This is a genomic window from Enterobacter cloacae complex sp. P16RS2 (assembly GCF_014982155.1).
Lineage (GTDB): Bacteria > Pseudomonadota > Gammaproteobacteria > Enterobacterales > Enterobacteriaceae > Enterobacter > Enterobacter cloacae_M.
Map to the genome: position 1 here is coordinate 43,943 of NZ_JADCKW010000011.1, position 24,200 is coordinate 68,142.

The 24,200-nt window shown below is 61.2% G+C and carries 25 protein-coding genes; 10 read left to right on the forward strand and 15 right to left on the reverse strand.

Annotated elements, in window-relative coordinates; all coding sequences use genetic code 11:
• Positions 1-27 precede the first annotated feature (27 nt).
• Positions 28-252, reverse strand: coding sequence for a helix-turn-helix domain-containing protein (locus INF68_RS08605; protein ID WP_023334870.1), 225 nt, complete (start codon positions 250-252; stop codon positions 28-30).
• A 106-nt stretch (positions 253-358) separates the two neighbouring features.
• Between INF68_RS08605 and INF68_RS08610 the strand changes: the two genes are divergently transcribed.
• Positions 359-631: a helix-turn-helix transcriptional regulator gene (locus tag INF68_RS08610; RefSeq protein ID WP_109844974.1), complete on the forward strand. Its 273-nt coding sequence runs from the start codon at positions 359-361 to the stop codon at positions 629-631.
• A gap of 35 nt (positions 632-666) precedes the next feature.
• On the opposite strand, the gene INF68_RS08615 is transcribed toward INF68_RS08610, so the two are convergent.
• Together INF68_RS08615 and mtnA are read right to left on the reverse strand one after the other, a co-directional pair.
• Positions 667-1,146 (reverse strand): SRPBCC family protein, encoded by a 480-nt coding sequence (locus tag INF68_RS08615; protein WP_109844973.1) that lies wholly within the window; start codon positions 1,144-1,146, stop codon positions 667-669.
• A gap of 42 nt (positions 1,147-1,188) precedes the next feature.
• On the reverse strand, positions 1,189-2,205 hold the full coding sequence (gene mtnA, locus INF68_RS08620; protein WP_109844972.1) for an S-methyl-5-thioribose-1-phosphate isomerase: 1,017 nt from the start codon (positions 2,203-2,205) through the stop codon (positions 1,189-1,191).
• Between the two features lie 104 nt (positions 2,206-2,309).
• On the opposite strand from mtnA, the gene mtnK reads away from it, so the two are divergent.
• Positions 2,310-3,509 (forward strand): S-methyl-5-thioribose kinase, encoded by a 1,200-nt coding sequence (mtnK, locus tag INF68_RS08625; protein WP_126785965.1) that lies wholly within the window; start codon positions 2,310-2,312, stop codon positions 3,507-3,509.
• A 62-nt stretch (positions 3,510-3,571) separates the two neighbouring features.
• Here mtnK and INF68_RS08630 read toward each other — a convergent pair whose 3' ends face one another.
• The 4 genes from INF68_RS08630 to INF68_RS08645 form a co-directional block, all read right to left on the reverse strand.
• Positions 3,572-4,813, reverse strand: a complete 1,242-nt coding sequence (locus INF68_RS08630) for an LVIVD repeat-containing protein (RefSeq protein ID WP_181366984.1) — start codon at positions 4,811-4,813, stop codon at positions 3,572-3,574.
• A gap of 129 nt (positions 4,814-4,942) precedes the next feature.
• The gene (locus tag INF68_RS08635; protein WP_023310718.1) at positions 4,943-6,007 is read right to left on the reverse strand and encodes a sugar ABC transporter substrate-binding protein; all 1,065 of its coding nucleotides are present in this window, start codon (positions 6,005-6,007) and stop codon (positions 4,943-4,945) included.
• A gap of 19 nt (positions 6,008-6,026) precedes the next feature.
• Complete coding sequence (locus INF68_RS08640) at positions 6,027-7,022, reverse strand: ABC transporter permease (protein WP_126785966.1); 996 nt, start codon at positions 7,020-7,022, stop codon at positions 6,027-6,029.
• Positions 7,019-8,521, reverse strand: a complete 1,503-nt coding sequence (locus INF68_RS08645; protein WP_126785967.1) for a sugar ABC transporter ATP-binding protein — start codon at positions 8,519-8,521, stop codon at positions 7,019-7,021. The genes INF68_RS08640 and INF68_RS08645 overlap by 4 nt, the downstream gene beginning before the upstream one ends.
• A 159-nt stretch (positions 8,522-8,680) precedes the next feature.
• On the opposite strand from INF68_RS08645, the gene INF68_RS08650 reads away from it, so the two are divergent.
• From INF68_RS08650 to INF68_RS08665, 4 genes are all read left to right on the forward strand, one after another.
• Positions 8,681-9,769, forward strand: a complete 1,089-nt coding sequence (locus tag INF68_RS08650; RefSeq protein ID WP_126785968.1) for an oxidoreductase — start codon at positions 8,681-8,683, stop codon at positions 9,767-9,769.
• A gap of 57 nt (positions 9,770-9,826) precedes the next feature.
• Entirely contained in the window at positions 9,827-10,570 is a 744-nt protein-coding gene (locus INF68_RS08655) for an SDR family NAD(P)-dependent oxidoreductase (protein WP_032661029.1), read from the forward strand.
• Positions 10,571-10,753: 183 nt separating this feature from the next.
• Positions 10,754-11,050, forward strand: coding sequence for a type II toxin-antitoxin system RelE/ParE family toxin (locus tag INF68_RS08660; RefSeq protein ID WP_047749439.1), 297 nt, complete (start codon positions 10,754-10,756; stop codon positions 11,048-11,050).
• Entirely contained in the window at positions 11,031-11,435 is a 405-nt protein-coding gene (locus INF68_RS08665; protein ID WP_126785969.1) for a helix-turn-helix transcriptional regulator, read from the forward strand. Before INF68_RS08660 ends, INF68_RS08665 begins: the two co-directional genes overlap by 20 nt.
• Here the strand turns inward: INF68_RS08665 and INF68_RS08670 are convergent.
• From INF68_RS08670 to entC, 7 genes are all read right to left on the reverse strand, one after another.
• Positions 11,432-11,629 carry a YbdD/YjiX family protein gene (locus tag INF68_RS08670; protein WP_006809671.1) on the reverse strand — a complete coding sequence of 66 codons (198 nt, stop codon included), beginning with the start codon at positions 11,627-11,629 and terminating at the stop codon, positions 11,432-11,434. The genes INF68_RS08665 and INF68_RS08670 overlap by 4 nt on opposite strands.
• Before the next feature lie 96 nt (positions 11,630-11,725).
• Positions 11,726-13,831 (reverse strand): pyruvate/proton symporter CstA, encoded by a 2,106-nt coding sequence (cstA, locus tag INF68_RS08675; RefSeq protein WP_023310711.1) that lies wholly within the window; start codon positions 13,829-13,831, stop codon positions 11,726-11,728.
• 149 nt (positions 13,832-13,980) lie between these two features.
• Positions 13,981-14,394, reverse strand: a complete 414-nt coding sequence (entH, locus tag INF68_RS08680; RefSeq protein ID WP_126785970.1) for a proofreading thioesterase EntH — start codon at positions 14,392-14,394, stop codon at positions 13,981-13,983.
• A gap of 1 nt (position 14,395) precedes the next feature.
• Entirely contained in the window at positions 14,396-15,151 is a 756-nt protein-coding gene (entA, locus tag INF68_RS08685; protein WP_109844963.1) for a 2,3-dihydro-2,3-dihydroxybenzoate dehydrogenase EntA, read from the reverse strand.
• Positions 15,151-16,005, reverse strand: coding sequence for an isochorismatase (locus INF68_RS08690; protein ID WP_109844962.1), 855 nt, complete (start codon positions 16,003-16,005; stop codon positions 15,151-15,153). Before INF68_RS08690 ends, entA begins: the two co-directional genes overlap by 1 nt.
• A gap of 10 nt (positions 16,006-16,015) precedes the next feature.
• Entirely contained in the window at positions 16,016-17,626 is a 1,611-nt protein-coding gene (gene entE / locus INF68_RS08695; RefSeq protein WP_126785971.1) for a (2,3-dihydroxybenzoyl)adenylate synthase EntE, read from the reverse strand.
• 9 nt (positions 17,627-17,635) lie between these two features.
• Complete coding sequence (gene entC / locus INF68_RS08700) at positions 17,636-18,811, reverse strand: isochorismate synthase EntC (RefSeq protein WP_109844960.1); 1,176 nt, start codon at positions 18,809-18,811, stop codon at positions 17,636-17,638.
• A 188-nt stretch (positions 18,812-18,999) separates the two neighbouring features.
• Between entC and fepB the strand changes: the two genes are divergently transcribed.
• Positions 19,000-19,959, forward strand: coding sequence for a Fe2+-enterobactin ABC transporter substrate-binding protein (gene fepB / locus INF68_RS08705; protein ID WP_126785972.1), 960 nt, complete (start codon positions 19,000-19,002; stop codon positions 19,957-19,959).
• Between the two features lie 46 nt (positions 19,960-20,005).
• Here the strand turns inward: fepB and entS are convergent, their stop codons facing one another.
• Complete coding sequence (entS, locus tag INF68_RS08710) at positions 20,006-21,253, reverse strand: enterobactin transporter EntS (protein WP_126785973.1); 1,248 nt, start codon at positions 21,251-21,253, stop codon at positions 20,006-20,008.
• Positions 21,254-21,361: 108 nt separating this feature from the next.
• Between entS and fepD the strand changes: the two genes are divergently transcribed.
• The 3 genes from fepD to fepC are packed head-to-tail and all read left to right on the forward strand — an operon-like array spanning position 21,362 to position 24,152.
• Positions 21,362-22,366 carry a Fe(3+)-siderophore ABC transporter permease gene (fepD, locus tag INF68_RS08715; RefSeq protein WP_126785974.1) on the forward strand — a complete coding sequence of 335 codons (1,005 nt, stop codon included), beginning with the start codon at positions 21,362-21,364 and terminating at the stop codon, positions 22,364-22,366.
• Positions 22,366-23,355: an iron-enterobactin ABC transporter permease gene (fepG, locus tag INF68_RS08720; protein ID WP_126786072.1), complete on the forward strand. Its 990-nt coding sequence runs from the start codon at positions 22,366-22,368 to the stop codon at positions 23,353-23,355. The genes fepD and fepG overlap by 1 nt, the downstream gene beginning before the upstream one ends.
• Positions 23,352-24,152 carry an iron-enterobactin ABC transporter ATP-binding protein gene (fepC, locus tag INF68_RS08725; RefSeq protein WP_109844956.1) on the forward strand — a complete coding sequence of 267 codons (801 nt, stop codon included), beginning with the start codon at positions 23,352-23,354 and terminating at the stop codon, positions 24,150-24,152. Before fepG ends, fepC begins: the two co-directional genes overlap by 4 nt.
• Positions 24,153-24,200: the final 48 nt, after the last annotated feature.

The window sequence follows — 24,200 nt, forward strand, 5'->3', positions numbered from 1 at the left end:
GGTGGTCATTCCTATTTCAGGCATTAATTAAATACTGGCGATAATCCTCTGTACATCTGCGTCAACCAGCCTCGCCAGATGCACAAACTCCACCACATCTAACCTGCGTTCACCACTTTCCACTTTAGCGATAAACGATTGGGGTTTCCCCAAAGCCTCAGCAAGCTGCGCCTGAGTAATCCCCTTCTCCTTACGAGCTTTCTTCAACGCACTGATAACACGCTGGTATTCGTCCGAGTAAACTGAGGCCATTGTTCCGATTCCATACAAATATCCTGAAATCGAATATCCTCCCATTGTGTTTTTATCCCAAAACAGGATAATTAAGTGCGTAACAAATACATGTAAGGAGGACACAATGCGTCATCAGAACTGGCATCCTGCCGATATCATCGCCGCACTAAAGAAACACGGAACAAGCCTTGCTGCGTTGTCCCGAAAGGCTGGCCTTTCCTCATCCACACTGGCAAACGCGCTTACCCGACCATGGCCCAAAGGTGAATTGCTTATCGCTCAGGCGCTAAACATTCCGCCCGATGTGATATGGCCGGAAAGATACTTTGATGAAAAGGGAGAGCCAATATTTCGTCAGATGAGGAATACCAAAAAGAGAAACCTATCTTCGACTTGATCAATGAATTCTCCCCCTCACCCCAACCCTCTCCCTCAAGGGAGAGGGGGTCGAAGAGACTTCACATACCCCACCAGCTGATCCAGCACAATCCCCCACCCTTCGTGGAAGCCCATCTGCTCGTGCTGTTCGCGGATTTCCTTCGTCGGATGACGCGCAATCGCCGTGTAGCGGGTTTTGCCCTCGCCTACGTCTTCCAGCAGCAGGATCGCCGTCATAAACGGTTTCTCCGCAGGCTTCCAGTCCTCCCCGTAACCGTCGGTAAAGACCAGCTTTTGACCGGGATCGATTTCCAGAAAGACGCCCCGGTTATCCATCCGCTGACCGTCCACATCAAACACGGTGTTGAACCGCCCGCCCACGCGGAGATCGAGATCGCATTCGGTCACCTTATGGGGAGCAGGAATGAAGAAGTTTTTGATGTGTTCCGGCGTGGTCCAGCAGAGCCACAGCAGGTCGCGCGGTGCATCCACCACGCGCTCCAGTTTTAAGTCAGTTTCAGGATCGAGCGTCACGATATTGTCCTCTTAAGGGAACCCCTTAAAGGATAGCCGGACTCAGGCGAATTTCCCGTTTGCCACCGCTTCCGGCGTGACCACGCCCGTATCCAGCACCCAGCCGCTAACCAGCGAGGCAGGCGTAACGTCAAACGCCGGGTTATAGACCTGCGCGTTTTCCGGCGCCCACTGCACCGCGCCAAAGCTTCCGGCCACGCCCGTCACCTCGCTGGCGGCGCGCTGCTCAATGGGGATCGCGTCCCCGTTCGGGCAGTCCGGATCGAGGGTCGTTTGCGGGGCAGCCACATAAAACGGAATGCCGTGGAATTTCGCCAGCACCGCCAGAGAATAGGTGCCGATCTTGTTCGCCACGTCGCCGTTGGCGGCAATACGATCTGCGCCCACCCACACGGCGTCAACTTCCCCTTTTGCCATCAGGCTGGCGGCCATGGAATCGGTAATCAGCTGGTACGGTACGCCCAGCTCGCCAAGCTCCCACGCGGTCAGTCTACCGCCCTGCAGCAGCGGACGGGTTTCATCCACCCAGACGCTGCTGACGTTGCCTTCCTGATGCGCGCGGGCAATCACGCCCAGCGCGGTACCGACGCCCGCCGTTGCCAGCCCGCCGGTGTTGCAGTGGGTCAGTAGGCGGCTGCCGGGCTTCACCAGCGCGCTACCGGCTTTCGCAATCGCGTCGCAAAGCCGTTTGTCTTCGTCAATCAGGCGCAGCGCTTCGGCCACCAGCGCCGGAACATAATCTTCCTGCCACAGCGCAATCTTCATGCGGTCGAGATTGTTCATCAGGTTCACCGCCGTCGGGCGGGAGGCGCGCAGGGTTTCCAGCGCCGCCGCCAGCTCGTCGCGGCTTTTGCCGTTTTCCGCCAGCAGCGCCAGCAGCAGGCTTGCAGAGAGACCAATCAGCGGCGCACCGCGCACGCGCAGGGCGTGAATATGCCCGACCAGCGCCTCTACCGTCGAGGCATCCAGCCAGCATTTCTCCTGCGGAAGCGCCTGCTGATCGAGAATAAAGAGCTGATTATCCGCCACCCGCAGGCTGGTCGTCTGTAATGTCTGCATGTCGTTAATTCCCTGTTGCGTTGTTGTAGCACATTGTGTCAGGATGAAATCCAGATGTATAGACGTCTACATGTCTTAATTAGAAAACTCGTGAGGAGCAGGCCATGTCGCAATACCGTACCTTTACCGCTCAGGACGCCGTGGAGTATGCCAGGCAGTTTGGCGGACTTGACGATCCTTCATCGCTGGTAGAGGCGCAGGAAGTAGGCGACGGCAACCTCAATCTGGTATTCAAAATTTTCGACGGCGCGGGCGTGAGCCGCATCGTCGTTAAGCAGGCGCTGCCCTATGTGCGCTGCGTCGGCGAGTCCTGGCCGCTGACGCTGGACCGCGCCCGTCTTGAAGCACAGACCCTGGTCGAGCACTACCAGCACAGCCCGCAGCACACCGTGAAAATCCACCACTTTGACCCGGAGCTGGCGGTGATGGTGATGGAAGATCTCTCCAGCCATCGCATCTGGCGCGGCGAGCTGATTAAAAATAATTTCTACCCACAGGCGGCCCGTCAGCTGGGCGAATACCTCGCGCACGCGCTGTTCCACACCAGCGATTTCTACCTGCACCCGCACGCGAAAAAAGCGCAGGTGGCGAAATTCATCAACCCGGAGATGTGCGAGATCACCGAAGATCTGTTCTTCAACGATCCGTACCAGATCCAAGAGCGCAACAGCTATCCGGCCGAGCTGGAAAATGACGTCGCGGCCCTGCGCGACGACGCTCAGCTTAAAATTGCCGTGGCCTCCCTGAAGCACCGCTTCTTCTCGCACGCCGAAGCGCTCCTGCACGGCGATATTCACAGCGGCTCGATTTTTGTGGCCGACGGCAGCCTGAAGGCCATCGACGCCGAGTTCGGCTACTTTGGCCCGATTGGCTTTGACGTCGGCACCGCCATCGGCAACCTGCTGCTGAACTTCTGCGGGCTGCCGGGGCATCTGGGCATTCGCGATGCCGCCGCCGCGCGCGAGCAGCGCCTGACAGATATCCAGGAGCTGTGGAACACCTTCGCGGAACGCTTCCAGGCGCTGGCAAACGAGAAATCCCGCGACGCCGCGCTCGGCGCGCCGGGCTATGCCTCCGCGTTCCTGAAAAAGGTCTGGCATGACGCCATCGGCTTCTGCGGAACCGAGCTCATTCGCCGCAGCGTCGGGCTTTCCCACGTCGCGGATATCGACACCATCCAGGACGAGGCGATGCGCCACGAGTGCCTGCGCCACGCCATAACGCTCGGTAAAGCGCTGATTGTCATTGCCGACCGCATCGACAGCGCCGAAGATCTGGTGGCACGAGTGCGGCAGTACAGCTGATTACATTTGGTTTTCTCCCTCTCCCTGTGGGAGAGGGCCGGGGTGAGGGCATCAAACCGCACTTACCCCAAATACTCAATCACCGACAGCCCGCCGTTATAATCCGTGCTGTAAATTATCCCCTGCACATCCACAAACACGTCGCACGACTGGATCACCTGAGGGCGATTCGGCCGCGTGTCCATCATTCTCTCCGGCGCGGCGGGCACCAGCGCACCGGTTTCCACTGGTCGATACGGATTGGAAATGTCATACGCCCGCACGCCCGCGTTCTGCCAGGTGGCAAAAATCAGCGTCGAGCTGACGAAGCTTCCCGGCCGGTTCTCGTGCAGGTTGTGCGGGCCGAAATGCGCCCCTTTCGCCACGTAGTCGGTTTCATCCGGCTGCGGGAAGGTCGAGATGCTGACCGGGTTCGACGGCTCGCGGATATCAAACAGCCAGATCAGCTTTTCGCCGTCCTCCTGGTTATCCAGCACCGCTTCGTCCAGCACCACCAGCAAATCGCGGTCCGGCAGCGGCAGCGCGGTGTGCGTTCCGCCGCCAAACGGCGGGCTCCAGTTGCGGTGGCTAATTAGCTTCGGCCGGGTGCGGTCCTTCACGTCCAGCAGCGTCAGGCCGCCGTCGCGCCAGCTGCCGTAGGCGGTATCGCCCGCGATAATCGCGTGGTGCAGCGCGTAGCGTTTCCCTTCCGGCCAGTTCGGCTTCTCCCCTTCCGCCTGGTTCATCCCCGGCAGCCACCAGCGCCCCGCCACTTCAGGCTTGCGCGGGTCCGCCAGGTCGATGGTCAGAAAGATGTAGTCGGTAAAGCCGTCAATGAGTGCTGAAACGTAGGCCCAGCGTCCGCCGACGTACCAGATGCGGTGAATGCCGATGCCGCTCAGCGACAGAAAGCCGATTTCGCGCGGCCTGTCGGGCGTGGAGATATCAAATACGCGCAGCCCGGCGCTCCAGCCTTTGTCCTGCACGTCGCTGACGGTCTCGCCCACCTGCCGGGTGTAGTAGACCTTCTCATCGGCAAAACGCGCATCGGCAAAAAGATCCCGCGCGTTGATGACCAGCAGCAGGTCGTCATGCGCCTGCAGGTGCACGTTCCAGGTGCCGGGCGGCGCGGGCACGTAGCCCGCCGCTTTCGGGTTCTTCGGGTCGCGCACGTCGACAATCGAAAAGCCCTGCGACACCATATGGCCGATATAGGCGAAACCGCGATGCACCATCAGCTGTACGCCGTCCGGACGACCGCCCTGATCGCTATGGCCAATCAGCCGCATATTGCAGCTGTATTCGGGTGGGGGTAGTTGAGACACCTTGAACTCCTTTCGCCCGTTGGCGCTACGCTTACCGGGCCTACGGGTACTGTTGGTTTTCCCCCTCTCCCTGCGGGAGAGGGCCGGGGTGAGGGCGTCAGGCTGCACCTGACGCCACCCGGCCTGGTTTTATTTATTCTTCGCTTCCAGCGTCGCAAACCATGGCGCGATAAAATCTTCCGTCTGGCCCCAGCCCGGAATGATTTTCCCCAGAGACGCCACGTTCACCGGGCCCGGCTGGGCGGTCAGCAGCGCCTGAGGAATGGCCGCCGCTTTGAAATCGTAGGTCGCAGGCGTGGCTTCCCCGGCAATCTTGTTCGCCACCAGACGCACGTTAGTCGCGCCAATCAGCTTCGGATCCACCGCCACGCTCACCTTCCACGCGCTGCCCGGCTCGCGCATCAGCTGCAGATCCTGGTTGGAGATGTCGATGCTGTAGAGCTTGATCTCGGTACGCCCGTTCTCTTTCAGCGCTTTGTACGCGCCCTGGCTGAAGGCGTCCCAGGTTCCCCAGATGGCGTCGATTTTGCCTTTCGGGTATTTCGCCAGGATCGCACCCACCTTGTTGGCGGTATCGCCCTGCACGTCAGAGGAGACGGCGCCAATAGACTCCAGCTCTTTGATGTCCGGATACTGCTTTTGCAGCTCTTTATAGGCCGCCTGACGACGCTCCATCGGCGGGAAGCCCGCCACCCACAGCTTGACGATATTCGCCTTGCCGTTGAAATCTTTCGCCAGCTGGCCGAAGGAGAGGTTCGTCAGGGAGGCATCGTCCTGCTGGGTGACGGTTACGCCCGGGATCTCGCCGTTAACCGCCGTATCAAAGACTGAAACTTTGATCCCGGCATCCACCGCTTTCTTCACCAGCGCGGTGGAGTACGGATCGCGCCCCTGAGAGAGAATAATCCCGTCATATTTCTGGCTGATCGCCTGGTTCACGAAGTCCTGGAATTTGGCGTCGTCCCCGTTGCTTAAAAAGGTGCTGACCTTAAAGCCGAGCTTTTTCCCTTCCTGAATTGCCCCGGCAATAAACTGCGTGGTGTTGTCGTCTGAGCCGAGGTTACGGATCACCGCGATGCGGATGGGGCCGTCATGGTTCGCAATGGCAGCCGGAAGCGGCGCGGGCGTAGCCGCGAAGCCTGGCAGAGCAGTGAGCAACCCAAGTGCCACCAAAGATAGTGCAATCTTTTTCATTTTTTATCCCGTTGTGTTGTCAGCGTTTTTGTATGTAGGTAATCGCCAGCGCTACCGCGAGCACCAGCCCTTTTATAATGTCCATGGCGTAATACGGCACGGAGAGCATCACCAGCCCGTTCGACAGCACGCCGAGAATGACCGCCCCGACCAGGGTTCCCAGCGCGTTCGGCTTGCCGGAGCCTGCCAGAGAGAAGCCAATCCACGCCGCCGCCACCGCATCCATCAGGTATCCGCCGCCCGCATTCACCTGCGATGAACCGATGCGCGAAGCCAGCAAAATCCCGCCCAGGCCCGCCAGCAGCGAGGCAATCACGTAGGCCGCCACCTTGTAGCGCGTGGTGCGAATGCCGGAGAGACGCGCGGCTTCAGGGTTGCCGCCGATGGCGTACATCCGGCGCCCGTGAGTGGTCAACGAGAGGCCCAGCTGCGCCAGCACGGTCACCACCAGCATGACGATCACGATGGTCGGCACCTGCCCCAGCAGGCTGAACGCCACCGGAATAGTGCCTTCCGCCATGTCGCCGCTCGGCAGCACCATGTTCTCGGTAATCGACCCGCCGTAGCTGTAGGTCATCGCCACGCCCTGAATGACGAACAGGCTGGCAAGCGTCGCGAGCATGTCAGGAATACGCAGGATGACGATGAGGAAGGCGTTAAACAGCCCCACCAGTGAGCAGAGCGCGAGGGTAATCAGAATCGACTCGGTTGTGCCAAAGCCGTGCCAGACGAAAAGGGAAATCACCAGCGCGTTCGCCAGCGACGCGGTCGATCCTACGGAGAGATCGAACCCGCCAATGGTCAGCGAGATAGACACGCCGATAGCAATCACCGTCACGATGGCAATCGAACGCAGAATATTGATGATGTTGTTTGGATCGAGGAAGCTGTCCGACGCCAGGCCAAAGACGGCCACCAGCGCGACGACGGTTAACAGCATGCCCCACCTGTAGAGAAAATCGAAAATCTGCTGGCGGCCAGACGCCGCCGCGTTCACTGAAAGGGCCTTGCTCACGACGCCGTTCCTCCGGTTGAATAATAAAGTAGTGTTTCTTCGCGGGCCTCGGCACCGGCGATTTCCGCCACGATGCGCCCGTCCCACAGGACGCAGATGCGATCGCACAGCCCGACCAGTTCGGCAAATTCGCCCGAGGCGTAAATCACCCCTTTGCCCTCGCGCGCCAGGCCGTCAATCAGCTGGAACAGATCGGTTTTGGCCTTCACGTCCACGCCTTTGGTCGGCTCGTCGAATATCAGCACGCTGGCGTCATTGCGCAGCCATTTACCGATGGCGACCTTCTGCTGGTTGCCGCCGGAGAGACGGCGCAGCACCTGCCCCGGCCCACGCGCGCGCACGCCGACGCGGGCTATCACCTCTTCCGCCCAGCGCCACGCCTGACGATGGCCAAACAGGCTCCAGCGCGAAAAGCTGTTATCGGCGCATACGGCAAGGTTCATGCTCACCGGCTCGTCGATAAAAATGCCCTCTTTCCGCCGCTCCTCCGGCACCAGCGCCAGACCTCGCAGCACGGAGTCGGCCGGGTCGCGCGGCTGCCAGGATTGATGATTCAGCTCACCGCGCGCCACACGGCTTTTGGTGGCGCCAAACAGCGCCTTGCAGAGTTCGGTTTTTCCCGCGCCCGCCAGCCCGGCAATCCCGAGAATTTCGCCTTTGCGCAGGTGCAGGGAGATATCTTTCAGCAGCGCGTCGTCATGCAGACCTTCCACCCGCAGCAGCGTCTCTTCGCCGTGCGGCGGCCTCGCGGGCGGATAGATATCGCTCAGCACGTGGCCGAGCATCTTCTCGACGATCGCTTCGCCGCTAAGATCGGCCATCGGACCGGACTCGATCAGCTTGCCGTCGCGAAGCACCGTCAGGGTGTCGCAGATGGCCTTCAGCTCGTGAATGCGGTGAGAGATAAACACCACGCCGATGCCCTGCTGCTTTAAGCGTCTCACTACCGCAAACAGGCGCTCGCTCTCATGCGCGTCCAGCGGCGCGGTGGGTTCATCAAGAATCAAAAAACGGCAGTGGTGGGACAAGGCGCGTGCCAGCAAAATCTGCTGCTTTTCGGCCAGCGAACAGCCGTCAATGGAACGGCGAACGTTCAGCGTCACCTCGAGCTGCGCCAGCGCCTGTCTCGCCTGCTGGCGGATCGCGCGCCAGCTGAAGCGATGCCCCGGCAGCGCCAGCTGGTCGAGCATGATGTTTTCGGCGATGCTTAACCCTGGGATCAGCGCCACGTCCACCTCCTGCTGAACGAGGTGGATCCCCAGCCGTTTGGCGTCAAGCGGTTCACGGATGCTCACCGGCTGGTTGTTAATGCTGATCTCGCCCTCATAGTGGTCGTGCGTGCCGCACAGCACCGCCATCAGCGTCGATTTCCCCGCGCCGTTGGCGCCGGTCAGCGCGTGTACGGATCCGCCGGTTAAGGTAAAGTCCACGCGCGACAGCGCCTGAAAGCCGGAAAAGGCCAGGCTGATACCGCGCATTTCAAGGCGACTGGAAACCATCCGCGTAAATCCTTCATTACTCTTCTGATTTATCGAATTTTTCACAGCTCCGGTTGACTGACAACGACGGAAAAGGCATAAGTTAAAGCGAAATATTATTAGCCATCCGGATGTCCAGACATAACATCGGGTTAGCGCTTCCGCAAAAAGGACACCATCATGAGCAACACCGATATCCGCGTCGTGCCTGGCCCGGCGAACTACTTCTCTCATCCCGGAAGCCTTGCGAGGCTGGATAACTTCTTTACCCCGGAACAGCTCTCCCGCGCGGTGTGGATTTACGGCGAGCGCGCTATCGAAGGCGCGCGCCCTTTCCTGCCCGAGAGCTTTAACGCGCCGGGGGCGAAACGCCTGCTGTTTAAAGGCCACTGCAGCGAGCGCGACGTCACCCATCTGGTGAATGAATCCGGCAGCGACGCCAGCGTGGTGATTGGCGTCGGCGGCGGCGCGGTGATGGATACCGTCAAGGCCGTGGCGCGCCGCTTAGGGGTGCCGTTCGTGGGCATCCCCACCATTGCCGCCACCTGCGCGGCGTGGACCCCGCTCTCCGTCTGGTATAACGATGCCGGTCAGGCGCTGCATTTTGAGATCTTCGACGACGCCAACTTCCTGGTGCTGGTGGAGCCGCAGATCGTCCTTAACGCTCCGGCGGAGTACCTGCTGGCGGGCATCGGCGATACGCTGGCGAAGTGGTACGAAGCGGTGGTATTGGCACCTGAGCCGGAGAACCTGCCGCTGACCGTGCGGCTGGGCATCAACGGCGCGCTGGCGATCCGCGACGTGCTGCTGACGCGCAGCGAAGAGGCGCTGGCCGACCAGCAGCGCGGCGAACAGACGCAGGCGTTTCGGGACGTGGTAGATGCGATTATCGCCGGTGGCGGAATGGTTGGCGGCCTGGGCGAGCGCTACACCCGCGTGGCGGCGGCGCATGCGGTACACAACGGCTTAACCGTGCTGCCGCAGACGGAAAAATACCTTCACGGCACCAAGGTGGCCTACGGCATTCTGGTGCAGAGCGCCCTGCTCGGCCAGGACGACGTGCTGGCGCAGCTGGTCGCGGCGTACCAGCGTTTTAACCTGCCGACCACGCTTCGCGAGCTGGACGTCGACATCAATAACCGCGACGAGCTGGATCGGGTCATCGCCCACACCCTGCGCCCGGTGGAGTCGATTCACTATTTACCGGTTGCATTAACGCCTGACGTTCTGCGCGCCGCGTTTGAGAAAGTGGAATCCTTCAGCCGTTAATCGCCCCGACAGGCTATACCTAATGATGATTCTTACCACTCTCGTAACGAGGTCATCATGCAGATCGATTTAACAGGTAAAAAGGCGCTGGTTACCGGCGCCAGCCGCGGGTTGGGTCGTGCGATTGCCCTGTCGCTGGCGCGCGCCGGTGCGGATGTGATTATTACGTATGAAAAATCTGCCGATAAAGCCCAGGCGGTCGCCGATGAGATTAAGGCGCTGGGACGACACAGCGAAGCCGTGCAGGCCGACAGCGCCAGCGCGCAGGCGATTCAGGATGCCGTCACCCATGCGGCGCGTTCCCTTGGCGGGCTGGACATTCTGGTCAACAACGCCGGGATCGCGCGCGGCGGCCCGCTGGAGTCCATGACGCTGGCGGACATTGACGCCCTTATCAACGTCAATATTCGCGGCGTGGTTATCGCCATTCAGGAAGCACTGGTGCACATGTCCGACGGCGGGCGCATTATCAACATCGGAAGCTGTCTGGCAAACCGCGTGGCGCAGCCGGGCATTGCCGTTTACTCGATGACCAAATCGGCGCTGAATTCCCTCACCCGCGGGCTGGCCCGTGATTTAGGGCCGCGCGGTATTACCGTTAACCTGGTGCACCCCGGCCCCACCAACAGCGATATGAACCCGGAAGACGGGGAACAGGCTGACTCTCAGCGTCAGCTTATTGCTTTGGGTCATTACGGTCAGCCGGAAGACGTCGCGGCGGCGGTCACGTTTCTTGCCAGCCCGGCGGCCGGGCAGATCTCCGGTACCGGCCTGGACGTGGACGGCGGTTTGAACGCCTGATCGCAATCTCCCTGCAAGCCTCTGTCGCCCGGCAGAGGCGTTTCCGAGCGCCCTCGACGGTTCGCGTTTTGCCGCTTTCTCCGGTTATTTCACCGCTCTACAGTATCCCATTAGAAATTCGGAATTTATCTAATAGTCTTATTATTTCCTTATACTTTGTGCGGGCGTACAGTGGAGGTACGGATGAAGATTGTCTGGTCAAAGAATGCAAAGAAAGAGTTTTTCAAAATCGATGGCCGATATCAGCGAAGAATCAAAGCAAAACTTGCTGAGCTGGACGATCGCTCAGCTCCCCGGCCCGATATCAAAAAAATATCGGCGACAGAAAATCAATTCCGGCTACGCGTTGGCGATTACCGCATTCTGATTACACTTCGGGACGATCCCGATAACCATTGTTATGTTTTGGCCGTCAAGCGCAGAACATCAACGACCTACCTTCACGAGGAGAAAGCCCCCTATGGCTGTTCAGCTAATTAAGGACGATGACGGAAAAGCGCAGTACGTCGTTATTCCCTATGATGAATACTTTCGTATGTGCTTACAGATGGCAGAAATCGACGACGAAACCGATAATGATCTAGAGGATATTGAAGTCGAACACGATTGTTATGATGACGTAGGATTACCTGGTGAAGTGTGCGACGTCATGCATAACGAGAACGTCAGCCTGCAGGCCGCGTGGCGTATCCTGCGCGGCATGTCCCAGCAGGAAGTAGCTAAGAAACTCGGCATCACCCAGTCCGCCGTGTCGCAGCTGGAAGCGCTCGACTCCCGTCCGCAAAAGCGCACCCGTGAAAAGCTGGCAGCGATCTACGGCTGCAAGCAGGAACAGATCAGCCTCTATTTACCGAAAGAGGGTTAACAGCACTTCGCCCCGCCCTTGCCGCCGTAGCGGGCATCCTGGCGGTCGCGGAAAAATTCTTCGTAGGTCATGGGCGTCTGGTCCGGATGGTTGACGCGCATATGCTCGACGTAATTATCGTAGTCCGGCACGCCAATCATCATTTTGGCGGCCTGGCCCAGGTACTTACCTGCTTTGGAAAGGGTGTCGAACATAATCAGTTTCTCGTTTGTTTTCGGCCCTCTCCCGGAGGGAGAGGGCGGAGAAAAAATGTAGGCCGGGTAAGGCGAAGCCGCCACCCGGCACACAGGTTAATGCGCCCCTTTCGCCTGGGTCACAATCTCTTCCAGGTTTTCAGGCATCGGCTCGTACGGCGTCTCTTTCGCCGTAGGCTTATCGTTTTTCAACGCCGCCAGCGCGGTCTTCAGAGAATACAACGCCAGCACCACGACCACCACCATAAAGAAGATGGTCAGCCCGGCGTCCAGACGGTTGTTAAACACCAGCTGCGACAGCTGCGACTCGGTGTACTGCGCCGGGATCTTACCGCTGTCGATCATCGCCTGGAACTTGTTGGCGATCGCCAGGAAGCCCACCTTGTTGTCCGGGCTGAAGGCCTTCTGCCAGCCCGCCGTCAGGGTACAGATCAGCAGCCACGCGGTTGGTACCAGTGCCACCCAGGCGTAACGCTGGCGCTTCATCTTGAACAACACCACCGCGCAGAGCATCAGCGCCATGCCCGCCAGCATCTGGTTGGCGATACCAAACAGCGGCCACAGGGTGTTAATCCCGCCCAGCGGATCGACCACGCCCTGGTGCAGGAAGTAGCCCCACGCCAGCACGCACAGCGCCGTTGCCAGCAGGTTCGCCGGGAGCGAATCGGTACGCTTCAGATTCGGAGAGATCACGCCAAGCAAATCCTGGAGCATAAAGCGCGCCGCACGGGTTCCCGCATCCACCGCCGTCAGGATAAACAGCGCCTCGAACAGGATGGCGAAGTGATACCAGAACGACACGTCCATCAGCCCGCCCAGCGCGCCGTGCAGGATGTAGGCCATTCCCACTGCCAGCGTCGGCGCCCCGCCCGCACGGGAGATAATCGACTGCTCGCCCACTTCACTGGCGATGCTCGTCAACGTATCAGGGGTAATCGCAAAGCCCCAGCCGCTCACTACCTGCGCGGCGGACGCCACCACGTCAACGGTACCAGCCGGTGCCAGTACCGCCATCGGGCTGTTCATCGCGAAATACACGCCCGGGTCGATGATACAGGCAGAGACCAGCGCCATGATGGCGACAAAGGATTCCATCAGCATGCCGCCGTAGCCGATCAGGCAGGCCTGATTTTCATTCGCCAGCATCTTCGGCGTGGTTCCGGAAGCGATCAGCGCGTGGAAGCCCGACACCGCGCCGCAGGCGATGGTGATAAACAGGAACGGGAACAGGTTACCGGTCCAGACCGGGCCGGTACCGTCGATGAATTTGGTTAACGCAGGCATGGTCAGGGTCGGGCGCATAATCAGAATGCCGATCGCCAGCCCGACGATGGTGCCGATTTTCAGGAACGTAGAGAGATAGTCACGCGGAGCCAGCAGCAGCCATACCGGCAGCACCGCCGCCACAAAGCCGTAGCCCACCAGCATCCAGGTCAGCTGGACGCCGGTAAAGTCGAAGAACGGCGCCCAGGTAGGGCTTTCCGCCACCCAGCCGCCGGAGATAATGGCGAACACCAGGAACACCAGGCCAATTACCGACACCTCGCCAATGCGGCCGGGGCGCAGGTAGCGAATATAGATCCCCATAAACAGCGCCAGCGGAATGGTGAAGGCAACGGTATAGGTCCCCCACGGGCTGTGGGTCAGCGCTTTCACCACGATCATCGCCAGCACCGCGAGGATGATCACCATGATCATAAAGGTCGCCACCAGCGCAATTACCCCGGCGGTTGCCCCCATCTCCTCTTTCACCAGCTCGCCCAGCGAACGCCCGTCGCGGCGGGTCGAGACGAACAGCACCATAAAGTCCTGCACCGCGCCCGCCAGCACCACGCCCGCGAGGATCCAGATCATCCCCGGCAGGTAGCCCATCTGTGCCGCCAGCACCGGCCCTACCAGCGGCCCCGCTCCGGCAATCGCCGCAAAATGGTGACCGAACAGCACTTTTTTGTCGGTCGGCACGTAGTCCAGCCCGTCGTTATGGCGGACGGCAGGCGTCATGCGCGTAGCGTCAACGGCCAGAACGTTCTTGGCGATATAGCGGCCATAAAAACGGTACGCGATCAGATAAATGCAGACGGAGGCGACGACGATCCAGAGCGCATTGATCTGTTCCCCCCGGTTGAGGGCGATATAGCCCAGGGCAAAGGCTCCCACAACGGAGAGCCCTGCCCATATAAGGTATTTCCCTGAGTTGTTCATAGTTGTTGTCCGTTGTTGTGAAACAGTGAGATGTTACATTTTGTTTCTAGAACAACCGGAAAAATTTAACAACTTTGAAACGCAATAATGCGTGGTCAAACCAGAGATTTACACCACAGTGTTAAGCCGATCACTTTGATCTGCCTGGCTTAGCCCAACACCATCGTGCTCAACCGACAGGTGCAGCACCGCCGCCCCTGCCCGTCGAATACCACAATCTCCCAGCTCTGGCTCGAACGCCCCAGATGCAGCGGCTGGCATACCCCGCGCACTTTGCCGTGAGAGACCGCACGATGGTGCGTGGCGTTAAGCTCCGTCCCCACCACGCTCTGCCCGTCGCGGGTCATCAGAAAACCGGCCATCGATCCCAGCGTTTCCGCCAGCGCCGCCGACGCGCCGCCGTGCAGCAGGCCAAACGGCTGATGGGTGCGCGCATCCACCGGCATCTCCGCTTCCAGCGTGTCGTCACCGATACGGGTATAGACAATGCCGAGATGCGCCACCAGCGTATTCAGGCTGGTCGCGTTCAGCTCCTCGAGCGGTAAATGACGTTTCCAGATCATCTTACGCCCCCAGCGTGGAGCCGCCGTCCACCACGATATCCTGCAGGGTGATATGGCTGGCGGCATCGGATGCAAGGAACAGCACCGTGCTGGCTATCTCCTGCGGACGAGCTATTTTGCCCAGCGGAATGCCAAGCTTGAACTGCTCGCCAAAGCCGCGAATGCGCTGCTGCTCCGCATCGTCGCTTTTCCACAGGGTGCGCTGCATATCGGTGTCCGTTGAGCCCGGCGACACCAGGTTACAGCGCACGCCGCTGCCCGCCAGCTCCAGCCCGACGGTCATAGCCAGGCTTTTCAGCGCCGCCTTCGACGCACCGTAGGCGCTCATGCCGATGCGCGGCGCGTGCGCCGCGTCGGACGCCACGGTGACTATCGCCCCGCCCTGCTGACGGCGGAACTGGCCCATCGTCTGCTGGAACAGGTTGAACGCGCCGCCGACGTTAACCGCGAAGGTCTGCTGCCAGTCCTCCTGCGAAAGCTGGTCCGTCGCCCCCATGCGCAGAATGCCCGCCGCGTTGATCAGCACGTCCAGCCGTTCAAGCGACGCCAGCACGCGCCCGCACACTTCCTGCACCTGCGCGGCATCCGCCACGTCCAGGGTTTCGGTGGCGAACGGATAATCCCCCAGCGGAAACGCCAGATCGAACCCGGTCACCCGTGCGCCCGCCTCCACAAACGCCAGCGCCGTCGCGTAGCCAATCCCCTTCCCCGCGCCCGTCACCCAGACGGTTTTGCCGGTAAAATCAAAACCCGCCATCACTTCACCTCGCGGGAAAGCAGCGCCCACCAGGCGTCGATTGTTGGATTTTTTGCCAGCATTACGAAATCAATGTCACCGTGCACTTTGCGCCAGCGGGCGGCCAGCGCCATCATGCGTACCGAATCCAGACCGTAGTCGATCAGGTTTTCGTCATCCATCGGCTCGTCGGACTCGTCCAGCAGCGGCAGGATCAGCTCACGCAGCGCGGCTTTGGTCGCCGGAACGGACGGCAGCAGTTCGTCGGTCATCACCACGCGCCCCGAGCGTCCGGCCACATAGTTCAACGACATCAGGTGCTCGTCACGGGTAAAATCCGCCAGCGCGTCGGCAATAAAGAACGGCTTGATGTCGCGCATAAAGGCATCGGTGGCGGTGGTCATGCAGCCGATGTGGGCGTATACGCCGGTAATCAGCAGCTGGTTGCGGCCCGTCTCTTTCAGCATCTGCTCCAGCGGCGAGCGGTGGAACGCGCTGTAGCGCCACTTCACCAGCACCGTGTCCGCTTCGTCCGGGGTCAGTTCACGGACAATCCGCTGCTGCTCCGGCGAGCGGGTCAGGCCCGGCCCCCACATGTCGTTCAGCAGGGCGCGGTCTTCGTCGCTCTGCTCTTTCGGCTGGGCGGTGTAGTAGACGGGAATATTGTGCGCTTTGCAGTAAGCGCGCAGTCTGGCGATATTCGCCACCACCTGCTGCATCATCGCGCTGTTTTCGCCCCAGAAGTTCAGGAAATACTCCTGCATATCGTGGATTAGCAGCGCGGCACGTTCAGGCTCAAACGCCCAGTTCACCTTGTTGGCCGGCAGATCTGCGGCGGTCGGCAGCGCGTAAGCGGTTAATTTTGGAATGGCCATACTCTGTTCCTCAGCCCCGGGTGCGTTCAGCAAGCCACAGGCGCAACTGTTTCTTATCGACTTTACCGACCGGCGTTAGCGGGAGCGCATCCACGCTCTCCACGCGGTCCGGCAGCTTGAATTCGGCAACGCCCTGCTCGCGCAGGAAGCGGCGCACCTCGACCGCGCGCAGAGGCTGTTTCACCACCAGATACGCGCAGCTTTTTTCGCCCAGCAGGCTGTCCTCCATGCTCACCAGCGCGGCGTGGATCACCGCCTCGTGGCGCAGCAGCAGGTTTTCAATCTCTTCGGCGGCGATCTTCTCGCCGCCGCGGTTGATCTGATCTTTCTCGCGCCCCTGCACGGTGATGTAGCCCTGCTCGTCAATGGCAATCAGATCGCCGGAGCAGTAAAAGCCGTCGGCGTCAAAGGCGCTGGCGTTGTGTTCCGGGCTGTTGAAATAGCCGCGGAAGGTATACGGCCCGCGCGTCATCAGACGCCCAACCTCACCGCGCGGCAGCGGGTTTCCGTTCTCGTCCGCCACCCACACTTCGTCGTCCGGGCACATCGGGCGGCCCTGGGTGTTGATGATGCGTTCCGGCGCGTCGTCGAGCGCGGTGTAGTTCACCAGCCCTTCCGCCATGCCGAACACCTGTTGAAGCTGGCAGCCGATTTCCGCCGGAATGCGCGCCGCGAGCGAGGCGGAGAGGCGTGCGCCACCCACCTGCAGTAGCCTGAGGGATTTGAGCTGCGCGCTTCCCGCGCCGTCGGCAATCGCCTGCAACCACAGGCTCACCGCCGGAGGAACCAGCGAGGTGACGTTAATCTGATGCCGTTCAATCAGCGGGAAGCAGAGCGTGGCGCTCGGATCGTTCGCCAGCACCACGCAGCCGCCCGCGGTGAAGACGCCTAACGATCCCGGCGAACTCATGGCGTAGTTATGCGCTGCGGGCAGCGCGTTCAGGTAACGCGTTTCGGCGGTGATGCCGCAAATCTCGTTGCTGCGGCGGATGCTGTAGTCGTAATCGTTGTGCGTGCGCGGGATCAGCTTCGGCGTGCCGGTGCTGCCGCCGGAAAGCTGGAAAAACGCCACTTCGTCGACGGGCGTCGGGTTCGGGATGAAGTTGTCCGCCGGACGCGAAATCGCCGCTTCCAGGGCGTGTTCGTCCTTATCGCCGCGCAGCAGCACGACGCGAACCGAGCGGTGCGCATCCACAAAGGTGTTAAGAAAATCATCGCCCGCAAACAGCGCGTGGTCGCGATCGGCAATCAGCGCGGCGGGTTTGATCTGCTCCGCGTAGGCGTTCAGCTCGCTGCGCTGATGGCTAAAGAGCGCGTTCACCGGCGCGACGCCGATTTGCAGCAGCGCGAAGAAGGTGATGTAGAACTCGGCCACGTTTCCGAGCTGCACCAGCGCCGTCTCGCCGCGCTGCAGCCCGCGCGCCTGAAGAGCGGACGCCAGATTGTTTACCGCCTGATTAAACGCGCGGTAGGTGATGTGCCGTTCGCCGTCGATAATCGCCACGGCATCGCTGTCCGCACGGTCCGTCAGGATGTGAGTCAGCGGCAGATCCTGCCAGTAGCCTTTTTCACGGTAGCGGCGGGCGAATTCCTCAGGCCAGCGGGTAAAGGGAATAGTCATGAGCGTTCCTTAGTGCAGGCCAAACACGTTAAGCATGGTGGAGAGCTTCACGCCCGTCTCGCGCCACTCGCCCACCGGCGAGGAGGCAGGCACAATGCCCGCGCCGGCAAACAGGCGAACGGTATTTTCGCGAAGACGCGCGCAGCGGATGGTCACCACCCACTCGCCGTTGCCTTCGCTGTCGCACCAGCCGACGATGCCGCCGAACAGCTCGCGGTCGAACGGCTCCAGCTCGGCAATCAGCTCTTTTGCCGCCTCATGCGGGAAGCCGCTCAGCGCCGGGGTCGGGTGCAGCAGGCAGGCCAGCGTCAGGGCGTTTTCGTTGTCACGCGCGTCACCTTCAACCGGCGTCGCCAGATGCCACAGCGTCGGCGTGGTGATGAGCTGCGGGGAAGACGGCATGCTCAGGTGGTGGCTGCGCGGTGCCAGAATGGCCTTCATCGCCTGGGTTACGAGATCGTGCTCGTGACGGTCTTTTTCGGAGGCCAGCAGCTTATTGCCCGCTTCGCGATCCAATACGTCGTCCGGCTGACGGCGCGCAGAGCCTGCCAGCGGCAGCGAGCTAAAGTGCGCGCCCTCTTTACGCAGCAGCAGTTCGGGGCTGGCGCCGAGCAGCACGCCGCCGTCTTCCAGCGGCACGTGGAAGTTAAAGCTCGCCGGGTTCTGGGCGATAAGACGCTCCATCAGCGCACCGCTATCAATGTGTTTATCGGTCGCGATATCAATCAGGCGCGACAGCACCACCTTGTTCACCTGCGGCGTGGCGGTCAGCGACGCGGCGCGAGCGACCATCTCTTCAAACACGGGCTGCGGAGGGATCTCAGTGCGTTGTTCCACCTTCAGCGCCTGCGAGCCGGAAAAATAGCGTGCTGACTGCTGACGTGCCGGACGGGAAAAGGTCTGCCAGCGCTGAGGAATAAACAGAGAAGATGGCTTGCGGGTATCGAATGGAATAGCCCCCACCATCACCGGATGAGCGATACCGTTAGCTTTCGCATTCCGGAAGGCCTGGGCTAATTTTTGCTGGAATTGCCCGGCCGGATCGTCGCCGCCAACGGCGGGTTCACTGAAGCGGGCAAAACAGCCTGAGGTAGTAAAACTGCGGTAAGGCGACATAAAGAAAAAGCTGTCTGATTGCAGCGTGGTCGCGGTGTGCTGAACTTCCTCAGCCAGGGACGTGTCCATATCATCCTCCTCAAAATGATAAAAGAAGCAATAATGATTATCATTTATATTTTCGTCGGCTAACCTAATCCCACATCGCTTCGCTGTCAACCGTCGGACAAATAACTTATGCGACAAAAGCTTGCATCCCTTCGCGGCAACCATGAAAATGAGAAGCATTATCTTCAACAAAAACAGGATGTCGCGCTGTGAAATTCCCTGCCCTATTCCGTAATACCCTGCTTTTATCTGGACTTTTTGTTTTAGGACTTGCCTCAGCCGCTGCCGCCGACTGGCCGCGTCAGGTGACCGACAGCCGAGGCGTTCACACGCTTGAGAGCAAACCGACGCGCATTGTCTCCACCAGCGTGACCTTAACCGGCTCCCTGCTGGCGATTGACGCACCGGTCGTTGCCAGCGGCGCGACCACGCCGAACAACCGCGTGGCCGATGCGCAGGGCTTTTTGCGCCAGTGGGGTGATATTGCGAAACAGCGCAAGGTTGCGCGGCTGTACATCGGCGAACCGAGCGCCGAAGCGGTCGCCGCGCAAATGCCGGATCTGATTTTGATCGGCGCTACCGGCGGGGATTCCGCGCTGGCGCTGTACGATCAGCTCTCCGCCATCGCCCCAACGCTTATCATCAACTACGACGACAAGAGCTGGCAGGAACTGCTGACCCAGCTGGGCACCCTCACCGGGCAGGAAAAACAGGCCGCAGAGCGCATTGCCGCCTTTGATAAACAGCTCGCGAAGGTGAAACAACAGATGAAGCTGCCGCCGCAGCCGGTGAACGCCATCGTCTACACCGCCGCTGCGCACAGCGCAAACCTGTGGACCGCGGAATCGGCGCAGGGCAAGCTGCTGCACCAGCTGGGCTTTACGCTGGCGGAACTGCCCGCCGGACTGCACACCTCAAAAAGCCAGGGCAAACGCCACGACATCATTCAGTTGGGAGGGGAAAACCTGGCGACGGGGCTGAACGGCGAAGGGCTGTTTGTGTTTGCCGGCGACCAGAAAGACGTGGATGCGATTTACGCCAACCCGCTGCTGGCGCATTTGCCGTCGGTGAAAAACAAACGGGTCTGGGCATTGGGAACGGAGACGTTCCGCCTGGATTATTACAGCGCGATGTTGGTGTTAGACAGATTGAATGCATTGTTTAAGTAGGCATTTCCCCGCCCTCTCCCTGTGGGAGAGGGCCGGGGTGAGGGCATCAGGCCGCCCCGTCGTTCAACACAACCTCCTGCCTGAACCGCCGCAACTCAACCAGCGCCACTAACAAAATCACGCCAACCATCGCTAACGCAAACCCGCAGCTGCTCGCGGATGCCACCGGGGTCATCATCGCCCCCAGCCCGCCGAGGATCGCCGCGCCAATCGCATCCCCCGTGACGTTCTGCGCCGTCCACAGGCCGTTAATGCGCCCGAGCATCCCTTCCGGCGTCTGGGTCTGGATCAGGGTGTACTGCAAAAGCGAGCTGATGGCGCTCAGCCAGCCGAAAATCACCAGGCACAACACGCCCAGCGCCCACACCGGCATCAGGCTGAAGAAGCCGATGGCGATAAACGAGGCCAGCGAGGCAAGCAGCATAATCAGCCCCGGACGCGCGCCCTGCGCCAGGTTGCCGCTGGTCAGCGCCCCGCACGCCGCGCCGAGCGGAATGGCGGCGTAGAGAATGCCAATCTCTGAGGCGCTCATCTGCCACTCTCCCGCTAATGCCGGGTAGAGCACGCGCACGGCGCTCGCCATCGTCAGCAGGCCGCCGAGCAGCGCAATGCCGCCAATCAGCGGGTTGCTGAACAGGAAACGAATCGCGGCCATCAGCGATTTTAGCGGATGCTCGCGCGGCTGCGGCGGAGGCGGCAGCAGCGGCAGGCGCAGCAGCGTCAGCGTGGTGGTGAAGGTTCCCGCCGCCGCCAGCCCGTAGTTCCACGCCACGTTGCCGGTCGCCAGCAGCAGGCCGCCCACCATCGGCGAAATCACCGAGCCCAGACGCACGGTGAGCATGGTAATCGCCCCCGCCTGCATCAGGTTCTCGCGCCCGACCAGCGCGGGCGTTGCCGCAAGAAGCGCCGTCACGCCCAGCGAGGCGAAGAAACCGTCCCACAGCCCCAGCGCGTAAATCGCAATCAGCGACGGCTCCGGCAGCATCGCGTTCAGACACAGCCCGATAAAGCCCACGCCGCAGGTGCCGCGCGCCAGCAGGATCAGCTTCTTACGCTCGTAGCGGTCCGCCAGCACGCCGCCGACCATCAGGCCGATGAACATCGCCCCGCCGGTTAAGGTGACGGATAACCCCACCAGCCAGCTGGATTGCGTCAGGGTCTGGATCTGTACCGGCACGGCGACGCCGAGCAGCCCGAGGGACAAAATGGAGATAAAGCGAGCGATAAAAACGGCGCGATACGCCGGGTGCGTTTTCAGCAGGCTGAGGTTGAGCAGCCAGGATTTTTGATTCATGACAAAGCCTTGAGTCTATTTCTACCCTTTCCATGGGCGCACATGCTAACATAGCCAAATAAGATAGATAACGATAATCACTATCATTATCAAATCATGGATGTTGCTATGTCGTTTTCCTCTTCTGCGGTGCGCGTCATTGCCGTGCCCGTTTTACTGCTGCTCCTGAGCCTTGCGGCTGCACTCAGCCTGCTGGTCGGCGCGAAGCCGCTGCCCGCGTCCGTTATCGTTGATGCGCTCTCCGGCGCCTGCCAGAGCGCCGACTGCGTCATCGTGCTCGACGCCCGACTGCCCCGCACGCTTGCCGGACTGCTGGCCGGTGGCGCACTCGGCCTCGCCGGTGCCCTGATGCAAACCCTTACCCGTAACCCGCTGGCGGACCCCGGCATCCTTGGCGTTAACTCCGGCGCCAGCTTTGCCATCGTGCTCGGCGCGGCGCTGTTCGGGTTGGCGTCACCCTCTGAACAGCTGGTGATGGCCTTCTGCGGCGCGCTGGCCGCCTCGCTGGTGGTCGCCTTTACCGGCAGCCAGGGCGGCGGGCAGCTGAGTCCGGTCCGCCTGACGCTTGCGGGCGTGGCGCTCGCGGCGGTGCTGGAGGGCTTGTCCAACGGCATCGCCCTGCTCAACCCGGACGTCTACGACCAGCTGCGCTTCTGGCAGGCCGGTTCGCTGGATATCCGCACCCTTGAAACCCTAAAAGTAGTGGCGATCCCGGTCATAATCGCTGCCGCCGTGGCGCTGTTTTTAAGCCGGTCGCTCAACAGCCTGAGCCTCGGCAGCGACACCGCTACTGCCCTCGGCAACCGCGTGGCGCGCACGCAGCTGATTGGTCTGCTCGCCATCACCGTGCTGTGCGGCAGCGCGACCGCCGTGGTCGGCCCGATCGCCTTTATCGGCCTGATGATGCCGCACATGGCGCGCTGGCTGGTGGGGGCGGATCACCGCTGGTCGCTGCCGGTGACGCTGCTGGCGACCCCTGCCCTGCTGCTGTTTGCCGACGTGCTGGGCCGCCTGCTGGTGCCCGGCGAGCTGCGCGTCTCGGTGGTCAGCGCCTTTATCGGCGCGCCGGTGCTGATTTTCCTGGTTCGTCGTAAACGCGGAGGTGGCGCATGATGGCCCCGTCCCGTCGTTTACTCACCAGCGTATGCCTGCTGACTATCGTCATTCTGCTGCTGGCGGTCTGGAGCCTGCGCAGCGGCGCGGTGACGCTCGACTTTACTCAGGTCTTAAACGCCCTGCTCGGCAGCGCGCCGCGCAACGTCACCATGGTGGTGACGGAGTGGCGTCTTCCGCGCGTGGCGATGGCAATTCTGGTCGGCGCGGCGCTCGGCGTGAGCGGCGCGATATTCCAGTCGCTGATGCGCAACCCGCTTGGCAGCCCGGACGTGATGGGCCTCAACACCGGGGCCTGGAGCGGCGTGCTGGTGGCGATGGTGCTGTTTGGTCAGCACCTGACGGCCATTACCTTTACGGCGATGGCGGGCGGCATTCTGACTTCCTTACTGATCTGGGCGCTGGCCTGGCGCAACGGTATCGACACCTTCCGCCTGATCATCATCGGGATCGGCATCCGCGCCATGCTGATGGCCTTTAACACCTGGCTTTTACTGCAGGCCTCGCTGGAAACCGCGCTCTCCGCCGGGCTGTGGTACGCCGGGTCGCTCAACGGCCTGACGTGGGGCAAAACCTGGCCCGCCGCGCCGCTGATTTTGCTGATGTTTATCGGCGCTCTGCTGCTGGTGCGGCGCATGCGTCTGCTGGAAATGGGCGACGACAGCGCCTGCGCGCTGGGCGTGAGCGTCGAGCGCTCACGCCTGATGCTGATGCTGGTCGCCGTACTGCTGACCGCCGCCTCCACCGCGATTGCCGGGCCAATCTCGTTTATCGCCCTCGTGGCACCGCACATCGCCCGCCGTCTTAGCGGCACGGCGCGCTGGGGATTAACCCAGGCGGCGCTGTGCGGCGCGCTGCTGCTACTGGCCGCCGATCTCTGCGCCCAGCGGCTGTTTATGCCTTATCAACTGCCGGTGGGCGTGGTAACCGTCAGCCTCGGCGGGATTTACCTCATCGTCTTGCTCGTTCAGGAGTCACGCAAGAAATGACAGACACAACCACCCGCTTGCGCGGCGAAAACCTCACCCTCGGCTACGGCAAAAAAATCATTGCCCGTGACTTATCCGTTGCCATTCCGGACGGCCACTTCACGGCCATTATCGGCCCGAACGGCTGCGGAAAATCGACCCTGCTGCGCACGCTGAGCCGCCTGATGACCCCGGCTGAGGGCAGCGTGTTCCTCGACGGGGAGCAGATCCAGCGCTTCGCCAGCAAAGAGGTAGCGCGGCGCATCGGTCTGCTGGCGCAAAACGCCACCACGCCGGGCGACATCACGGTGCAGGAGCTAGTCTCGCGCGGTCGCTACCCGCATCAGCCGCTGTTTACCCGCTGGCGTAAAGAGGATGACGAGGCGGTTAACCGCGCGATGCAGGCGACGGGCATCACCGATCTCGCCCAGCAGAGCGTGGACACCCTCTCAGGCGGGCAGCGCCAGCGGGCGTGGATCGCGATGGTGCTGGCGCAGGAAACGTCGATTATGCTGCTGGACGAGCCGACGACCTGGCTCGACATCAGCCATCAGATTGACCTGCTGGAGCTGCTGAGCGAGCTGAACCGCACGCAGGGCTATACCCTGGCGGCGGTGCTGCACGATTTAAACCAGGCGTGCCGCTACGCCACGCATCTGATTGCGCTTCGCGACGGTGAGATTGTGGCGCAGGGCGCGCCGAAAGAGATTGTGACGCCGGATCTGATCGAGCGGATCTACGGCATGCGCTGCATGATTATTGACGATCCGGTGGCTGGTACGCCGCTGGTGGTGCCGCTGGGCAAGCGTGCGGTCTGATGCTCTCACCCCGGCCCTCTCCCACAGGGAGAGGGAGCAAACCATCCC